10 protein-coding genes are annotated in these 7,930 nt (G+C 67.9%); 7 read left to right on the forward strand and 3 right to left on the reverse strand.

From position 1 onward, the window contains the following. Window positions 1-85: 85 nt before the first annotated feature. Entirely contained in the window at window positions 86-598 is a 513-nt protein-coding gene (locus VIR15_RS01470) for a mycothiol transferase (protein ID WP_331925695.1), read from the reverse strand. Window positions 599-947: 349 nt separating this feature from the next. On the opposite strand from VIR15_RS01470, the gene VIR15_RS01475 reads away from it, so the two are divergent. The 4 genes from VIR15_RS01475 to VIR15_RS01490 are packed head-to-tail and all read left to right on the forward strand — an operon-like array spanning window position 948 to window position 3,349. Then, window positions 948-1,403, forward strand: a complete 456-nt coding sequence (locus VIR15_RS01475) for a lipocalin-like domain-containing protein (protein WP_331925696.1) — start codon at window positions 948-950, stop codon at window positions 1,401-1,403. A 42-nt stretch (window positions 1,404-1,445) separates the two neighbouring features. Further along, window positions 1,446-2,213 (forward strand): SDR family oxidoreductase, encoded by a 768-nt coding sequence (locus VIR15_RS01480; RefSeq protein ID WP_331925697.1) that lies wholly within the window; start codon window positions 1,446-1,448, stop codon window positions 2,211-2,213. A gap of 9 nt (window positions 2,214-2,222) precedes the next feature. Then, window positions 2,223-2,681 carry a VOC family protein gene (locus VIR15_RS01485; protein WP_331925698.1) on the forward strand — a complete coding sequence of 153 codons (459 nt, stop codon included), beginning with the start codon at window positions 2,223-2,225 and terminating at the stop codon, window positions 2,679-2,681. Further along, entirely contained in the window at window positions 2,678-3,349 is a 672-nt protein-coding gene (locus tag VIR15_RS01490; protein WP_331925699.1) for an HAD family hydrolase, read from the forward strand. The genes VIR15_RS01485 and VIR15_RS01490 overlap by 4 nt, the downstream gene beginning before the upstream one ends. 157 nt (window positions 3,350-3,506) lie before the next feature. On the opposite strand, the gene VIR15_RS01495 is transcribed toward VIR15_RS01490, so the two are convergent. Next, entirely contained in the window at window positions 3,507-4,259 is a 753-nt protein-coding gene (locus tag VIR15_RS01495; RefSeq protein ID WP_331925700.1) for an SDR family oxidoreductase, read from the reverse strand. A 30-nt stretch (window positions 4,260-4,289) separates the two neighbouring features. Between VIR15_RS01495 and VIR15_RS01500 the strand changes: the two genes are divergently transcribed. Both VIR15_RS01500 and VIR15_RS01505 read left to right on the forward strand, forming a co-directional pair. Further along, complete coding sequence (locus tag VIR15_RS01500) at window positions 4,290-4,958, forward strand: RraA family protein (RefSeq protein WP_331925701.1); 669 nt, start codon at window positions 4,290-4,292, stop codon at window positions 4,956-4,958. A 17-nt stretch (window positions 4,959-4,975) separates the two neighbouring features. Continuing rightward, a complete protein-coding gene (locus VIR15_RS01505; protein WP_331925702.1) occupies window positions 4,976-6,163 on the forward strand; it encodes an aminotransferase-like domain-containing protein in 1,188 nt (395 codons plus the stop codon). A gap of 49 nt (window positions 6,164-6,212) precedes the next feature. Here the strand turns inward: VIR15_RS01505 and VIR15_RS01510 are convergent, their stop codons facing one another. Next, window positions 6,213-7,154 (reverse strand): helix-turn-helix transcriptional regulator, encoded by a 942-nt coding sequence (locus VIR15_RS01510; protein ID WP_331925703.1) that lies wholly within the window; start codon window positions 7,152-7,154, stop codon window positions 6,213-6,215. Window positions 7,155-7,258: 104 nt separating this feature from the next. Here VIR15_RS01510 and VIR15_RS01515 point away from each other — a divergent pair, with 104 nt between their 5' ends. Next, window positions 7,259-7,702, forward strand: coding sequence for a VOC family protein (locus VIR15_RS01515; RefSeq protein ID WP_331925704.1), 444 nt, complete (start codon window positions 7,259-7,261; stop codon window positions 7,700-7,702). Window positions 7,703-7,930: the final 228 nt, after the last annotated feature.

Raw genomic sequence — 7,930 nt, forward strand, 5'->3', positions numbered from 1 at the left:
GGCTGCAGGTGCTCGCCAGCCGCTACGCACGCGCCGGTCGCGCCGGTCGCCGGCCGTGAACTGTCGGCCCACTTCGTCGCTGGGATCAGCCCTCCTCGCCCGTCGAACCGTCCGTCAGCTCGCGAACGATGTCCAGGTGCCCTGCGTGCCGGGCGTACTCCTGAAGCACGTGCAGCAGGATCCAGTGCAGCTGGGGAGCCTCCGCAACAGTCGCGAACCGGCCACCGAGAGAAGCGCGGTCGTCGAGCTGATGGCTCTCGACGATCTCTCGCGTGTGACGACCGACATCGGTCAGCTGCTGAATCAGCATGCTCGCTCCATGCCTCGGGGTCTTCCACCCCTCCCCCTCGCTGTCTCCCCAGGGGTCGTCGACCGGTTCAGCCATGAATCCCCAATGGAGCCAACGACGCTCCATGTGCGCGAGGTGATTGAGGAGGCCGCCGGGAGTCCAGCCCGAGGGCACCAACGAGGTGGTGAGGAACTCCTGGGACACGCCGGAGGCCTTTGCCGCGACTACCGACCGATACAAGTCCAGGTAGTCCAGCAGCAGCCCTCGCAGGTCACTGGTCGAGGCGGGCTCCTCCTTGAACTGGGCCATGCTCCACTATCGCAGTTGTGCCATCCCAGCCACTCAGCTGACCCATGCGTTCCCTCAATCGAGTGAACAACTTTCGGGCCCAGAATGTGTTCACTCGAACGGGGTAGGGGCTCGACGCGCCCAGAGCCGGGTCAGCGGGCGACGCCTTGATGCCAACGTGGCGAAAGCGTGAGTTTGTGGCGCTGGAAGCAAGCTCAGCGGCATACGACCAATTTTGTAGATAGAGAACCCTTGGGTCGTGCACGGTCGTGGTTGCCCTGACGACCACAACCGCGCATAGCCAGGCCCGCGGACTCCGAGGATTCGGGGCTAGGCTCGTCGGTGCTGTCCTGCTCACCGGGAGGTACCCATGGCTGAGGACTTGCGCGACCGCTTGATCGGCGCCTGGAAACTTGTCTCCTACCAAGAGATCCCGGTAGACGGCTCGGACCCGTTCGAGCCCTTGGGCCACGAGCCGCAAGGCATCATCATGTACACGCCGGACGGCTACATGTCAGCGCAGCTGTCCAAGCCGGATCGGCCCGGCTTCGCCTCGGGCGACTGGTTCGACGGCACGCCCGAGGAGTACCAGCAGGAGGCGTCGTCCTACATCGCGTACTGCGGCCCGTTCCACGTGGACGAGGCGAGCCAGACCCTGACGCACTCGATGTTCATCTCCCTCTTCCCCAACTGGACTGGGCAGACGCAGCCGCGCCGGGTGAAACTCGAGGGGAACGTTCTCCAGTTGGGCACGACGGCGCCGATCCGGTCATCCGGAAAGACGGTGAACTCGGTCCTGGTGTGGCATAGAGCGGACCCCACCTGACGAGCATGCGGCGTGAGCGCAACCCCAGCAGAGAGGACCGACATGAACACGGGTCGACGAGTCGTCATCACCGCCGGTGCCGGCGGCATCGGTCTCGCGATGGCGCAGGCCTTCACCGCCAACGGTGACAAGGTGCACATCTGCGACATCAACGAGCAGGTACTGAAGGAGATCACCGCGAAGAACGCGGCGATCACAGCGACGGTCTGCGACGTCTCGGACCTCTCATCGGTGGAGGCGTTCATCAAGGCCGCCGCCGACGCCCTTGGCGGCATCGACATCCTCGTGAACAACGCGGGCATCGCCGGACCGACGTCGACCGTCGAGGAGATGGACCCGGACCAGTGGGGCGCGGTGCTGGCGGTCAACCTCACTGGCACCTTCAACGTGACCCGGCTCGCGATCCCGTACCTCAAGCAGTCCGGCGCGGGCGTCATTCTCACGATGTCCTCGCTGGGCGGCCGATTCGGGTACCAGAACCGGAGTCCCTACGCCGTGACGAAGCGCGGTCTGATCGCCTTGACCGAGACCCTCGCGATCGAGCTCGGTGGCGACAACATCCGGGTCAACGCCATCGCTCCGGGCGCGGTCGAGGGCGAGCGCATCCATCGCGTCCTGCAAGGACGGGCCGACAGCAGCGGACGGTCCCTTGCCGAGGTCACCGCCGACGCGCTGAGCCTGCAGGCGATCAAGCGGTTCGTCGACCCAACCGACATCGCCGCGCTCGCCCTGTTCCTCGCATCGGACCAGGCCAAGTCGATCTCCGGCCAGACGGTCGCGATCGACGGCGACTCCTCCGCCGCCTCCTGAGCACGACCCATGGCCTCCATACGACGTTTCGACCATGTCGGCATCACCGTCGCCGACCTCGACACTGTGACGGCGTTCTTCGTCGGGCTGGGGCTCGAGGTCGAGGGCACGCGGATGTTCGTGGAGGGTGAGTTCCTGGATACGGTCATCGGCATCCCCGACTCCCGGACTGAGATCGTCATGCTGCGGCCGCCGGATGGCAGCACCCGGCTGGAGCTATCAAGCTTTGTCCGGCCCCACCACCAGCCCGGGTCGCCCACCGCGATGGCCAACGAGCTGGGTTTGCGGAACGTGGCCTTCGAGGTCGACGACCTTTCGTCCGTCGTCGACCGGCTCGCCGCAGATGGCTATGGACTGATCGGCGGCGTGGGCACCTACGAGGACATGTGGCGGATGGCATACGTTCGCGGCCCGGAGGGAATCATCGTGTCCCTGGCCGAGCACATCGACCGGATGGCAGACCGATGAGTGACGGTGTGCAGGCGGTTGTCTTCGACCTCGACGGAGTGCTGGTCGACTCCGAGGGCATCTGGGACGAGATCCGCCGCGGACTCGCCGCCGAGCACCACCGATCGTGGCCCGATGATGCCACCCACCTGATGCTGGGCATGAGCACCCAGGAGTGGTCGACCTATCTCGTCGACACCGTCGGGATACCGGGTCCGGCACCGGTTGTGGCACAGACCGTCATCGGCCGGATGGCGGACCGCTATCGCGAGCACCTACCCCTGCTACCCGGCGCCGTCGACGCAGTACGCCGACTCTCGCAGCGGTGGCCGCTCGGCCTTGCCTCGTCCTCGCCACGCCGACTCATTGACGCCGTTCTCGAGGCAGCGAACCTCACCGACAGCTTTCGGGTGACCATGTCAACGGAGCAGGTCGAGGAGGGCAAGCCATCGCCCGCGGTTTACCTTGCAGTCGCCAGGCAGCTAGATGTCGCGCCGGAAACCGTTGTGGCCCTTGAGGACTCGAGCAATGGCCTGCGTTCGGCATCAGGCGCAGGCATGTATGTCATTGCGCTGCCGCGGCCAGCGTTCCCGCCAGCTCCCGACGCGTTGTCACTTGCCGAGGCAGTGTTGGAGCACCTCGACGACGTCACGGTCGACCTCGTCGAGTCCCTCATCCGCGGTTCGTAGGTCGCCCACAACCCGGCGAAGGTCAAGAAGACGGCTGCGTCGGATGGCGTCCAGCTAGGAGTTCTGCTCAGCGATAAGGGTGCTGAGGATGCAGAACGCCCGTCTGGTGTAGTCCGCATCGGGGTCGTCCCCTCAAACGACCACCAGACATCGCAGCTCAGTGGGACCGGCCACGACGCTCTAGCCAGGTGTGCCAGTCGATCCCCGCCGTGATCGCGTCCGCGTCGGGCAGCATCGAGCCACTCGCCATGCTCACCGGGGCCGGACCGGGCAGGACTTCAAGGTCCAGCCCGTCGTGGGCGACCAGGTTGGTCACGAGGTCGACAAGCCGTTCGACACGCGGGCCGGCCAGTTGACGATCGCCGGCATCGGGATCCGTGGCCAGGTCGAGCAGGGCGCGGGCCACCTCGGTGGACTCCACGGGCTGGATCGGCACGTCCATGATCTGCACGCAGCCCGGCTGCTCGCTGTCCGCCAGCGCTCTCTCCAGTACCTGGCCGGGGAACTCGTGGAACTGTGTGCTGCGGAGCACGCGGGGGCCCGGTGCGTGCTCACGAGTCGCCTGTTCGTGGGCCAAGGTGGCGACGTACCAGTCGTAGTCCTGTCCACGATCCACCCCCACGATGGAGAGAACCACGGTTCGGCGAACGCCGCACCGCTTGCCCGCGGTGCCGAGATTCCGCGCCACCATGGTGAAGAAGTCGCGGGCATCGGCCAGGTCCATCTGGGTCGGCCGGGAGACGTCCACCACGACCTCGACGCCCCGCAAGGCGAACGCGACCGCGTCAGCATCGAGCAGATCGACACCGTCCGTGCGGCTCAACGGCACCACCGCATGACCGGCCGCTCGCGCCAAGCGGCACAACTGCGCGCCGATCAGGCCGCTGCTTCCGGCGACTGCGATCCGCATGCGCACACTGTCGCATGTGAGGATGAGCGCGTGACGACCGAGAATCTGCTCGACCGTTTGGGACACCTGTCGACGACGAGCCTCGTGGACGCATCACCGTGGCTCCGTGTGCTGACTCCCACGATCCGGCCGCTCGTGCCGGGTCGCCACGCCGTCGGGCGCATCGTCACCGCGAAAGCCCACCGCGACCTCATGTCCGTGATCCACGCGCTTCGCGAGTCCGGCCCCGGGGACGTCCTCGTTGTCGACGCTGGTGGTGATGACCGCGCCGTCGCCGGCGAGCTCTTCGCCACGGAGGCGCAAAGACGCGGCCTCGCCGCGCTCGTCATCCACGGCCGGTGTCGCGACAGCGCCACCCTTGCCACGCTGAGGTTGCCCGTGTGGGCCACCGGAGTCGCCCCCAATGCGTATGCCGCCCAGGCCCTTCCCGAGACCGGCGTCGTCCTTGACGTGGCCGGCATCCCGATCGAGCCGGGTGGGCTGATCGTTGGTGATGACGACGGCATCCTCATCGGCTCGGACGAGGAGTTCGCGGCAGCCGTCGACAAGGCCGAAGCGATCGAGGCACGCGAGAAGGGTCTCCAGGCTCGCCTGCTCGATGGCGCCTCGCTCTTCGACGTCATGAACTACGACGAGCACCTGTCCGCGTTGCGCGAAGGGCGCCCGGCCGGGTTGACCTTCCACTCCGAACCGCGCTGACACAGGAAGGGTTCCCGATGACCGCCTTCGCCCGGCGAGCCCAACGCATCCAGCCCTCTGCGATCCGTGAGTTCCTCTCTCTCGCCGGGGATCCCGCGATCACGTCCTTCGCGGGCGGCTACCCAGACCCGACGCACTTCCCCATGGACGAGCTGCACAAGATCTACGACGACCTGCTCACCCCGGACAATGCGTCGGCGTTGCAGTACACCGCCTCCGACGGTCTCCCCGAGCTGCGCGCCCAGGTGGCGGCCCGGCTCACTGCGGACGGCATGCCGTGCACGGCCGACGACGTCCTCATCACCCAGGGCGGGCAGCAAGGCCTCGACCTGACAGCCAAGCTCTTCGTGGACGCGGGAGACGTCATCGTCACCGAGCGGCCCACTTTCCTCGGCGCGCTCATCGCGTTCAACCCGTGCGAGCCAGGCTACGTCTCGGTTCCCATGGACGAGGAGGGGATGGACACCGACGCCCTCGAGCAGGTGTTGCGCTCGACCGAGCGGGTCAAGCTCATCTACACGGTGCCCGATTTCCAGAACCCCACCGGGCGGACGCTGAGCCTCGCACGCCGGCGCCGGCTCGTCGAGCTCGCCGAGGAGTTCGACGTCGTCATCCTCGAGGACACTCCCTATCGCGAGCTCCGCTACGAAGGAGAGCGGGTGCCGTCGATCAAGAGCCTCGACACGACGGGGCGCGTGATCCACCTCGGCAGCTTCTCGAAAATTCTGGCCCCCGGTCTCCGGCTCGGCTGGGCCCTGGCCGCGCCGGCGCTGCTCGAGAAGCTGTCCCTCCTCAAGCTCGCCGCCGACACCCAGAACGGCACCCTCAACATGCGCGCGGCCGCGGCCTACCTCGCCGGCTTCGACATCGAACGCCACATCGCGTCCATGCTGCCGACCTACCGGAGCAAGCGCGACCTCATGCTCGCGACCATCGAGGAGCACTTCCCCGACGGCATCGGCTGGACCCGTGCGCAAGGAGGTCTCTTCACCTGGGTGACCTTCCCAGAGCGTCTTGACGTCGCTGCGTTCCAGCGGGACTTCCTCATCCCCCGCGCCGGCGTCATCGTCGTTCCCGGCGCGCCGTTCTTTGCCGAGCGCCCCGAGCCGCACCACGCGCGGATGAGCTTCTCGGGCATCCCGGATGACCGGCTCGTCGCCGGCGTGCGGGCCATGGGTGGCTTGCTCCGGGAGGCCTTGAGCTGACCGGGCCGAACTGCGCCACAAGCCGGGGCAGCGCGACGACCGCCCGGCGTCAGGAGTAGGCCACCACGAGCTCGGTGCCGAGCTTGGACAGCAGGTCCCGGACCGACTGCGGTTCGAGGACCTCGACGAGGCTGCCCCAGCCGGCCAGGATCCTGGCGAGGTCCAGCGGGATCGAGCCACCCAGCCGCAGCCGAGCGCGGCCGGAGGGCTCGAGCCCAACCTCGTGGCAGTGGCGGCCGAACTGGTCGGCGAGGATCGGGACGTGGCGGGGGTCCACGAGCACGGTCGCCCAGACCCGGGAGCGGCGACCCTCCATCTCTTCGACGACGTCGCCCCACGCAGTGCCCAGGTCAAAGTCCGCAGGCCGCTCGAAGAGTTCGTCGGTGGTGTCGGCGGCGATGATCCGGTCGACGCGATAGGTCCGCCGCCCGCGGTCGGTGCCGGCGAGGAGGTACCAGACTCCGTCCTTGTCGACCAGCCCCCACGGCTCGACCAGCCGGTGGGAGCGCTCGGCGCCACGGCCCTGGTAGGTCAGGCGGATTCGACGTCGTTGGATGACCGCCGGTCGCAGCTCGCGCACCAGGGCCGGCTCGGGTCGGACCGGGTCGCCCCACCTGGCCGGGTCGATCGTCGTCGCCCCAGCGGCCGCCACGGCGTCGTCCCGGAAGGTCGCCGGCAAGGCGCGGACGAGCTTGCGCAGTGCCGCCTTGGCCTCGTCCGAGACGGTCGCAGCAGGCCCGACGAGCAGGAAGAGCGCCTGCGCCTCGCCCGAGGTGAGACCGCTGAGGTCCGTGCGCGCACCGCCCACCAGCGACCAGCCGCCACCCCGGCCGGGCTGCGGATAGACCGGGACGCCGGCCGCGGACAGCGCTTCAAGATCGCGACGGGCCGTCGGGACCGACACCTCGAGCTCCGCCGCGAGCTCTGCCGCCGTGACTCTGCCGCGCTGCTGGAGGAGCAGCAGGGCCGCAACGAGACGGTCAGCACGCACGATCCGAGGATGCCATACAAAAGTGTTCATTAGGTGATCACTTTTGCAGAGAGCCTTGAGGGAGCACCCGGAGGGGCCGGGTCCCAGCCAGGAGGAGAAACCCAATGTTGCGCGGACTGACCACCATCACCTATGTCGCCACCGACGTCGCGGCCGCGGCTGCCTGGTACACCGAGCTGCTCGGTGTCGCGCCCTATTTCGCCCGGCCCGACGCGGAGGCACCCGCGTACGTCGAGTTCCGGATCGGAGACCGCCAAGCGGAGCTCGGCATCGTGGACGCCAGATGGATCGCCGGCGGACAGTCCGACCGCCCCTCTGGAACCGTCACGTACTGGGCGGTTGACGACGTCCAGGCCGCCTACGACCGGCTCCTTGCGCTCGGGGCGACGCCGCACGAACCTCCCACCGAGCGCGGCGAGGGCTTCGTCACGGCCTCTGTCGTCGATCCCTACGGCAACGTCGTCGGCGTCATGTACAACCAGCACTACCTCGGCATGCTCGAGACCACGGCCACCCCACCGCTCCTGACAACGACACCGACCACGTGAGTTCACTTGCGCTGGAAGCCGGCTCAGCGGCATACGACACATGCCGTATGCCGCTGGGCTGGGACCGCGCTTTCGTACCCTTCCAGTGCCCGGCCGATCGCGGGACGAGGCCCCGTCAGCGCATCGGCTGGCGGATGATGGTCTTCAGCGTGTCCGGCGCCGAGCGGGCCGGGTCGCCGAGGTAGATCTCGTGGTGCTTGCCGGCCAGCTCGCGGCCTTGCTCGGAGA

Source organism: Intrasporangium sp. (assembly GCF_036566125.1).
GTDB lineage: Bacteria > Actinomycetota > Actinomycetes > Actinomycetales > Dermatophilaceae > Intrasporangium.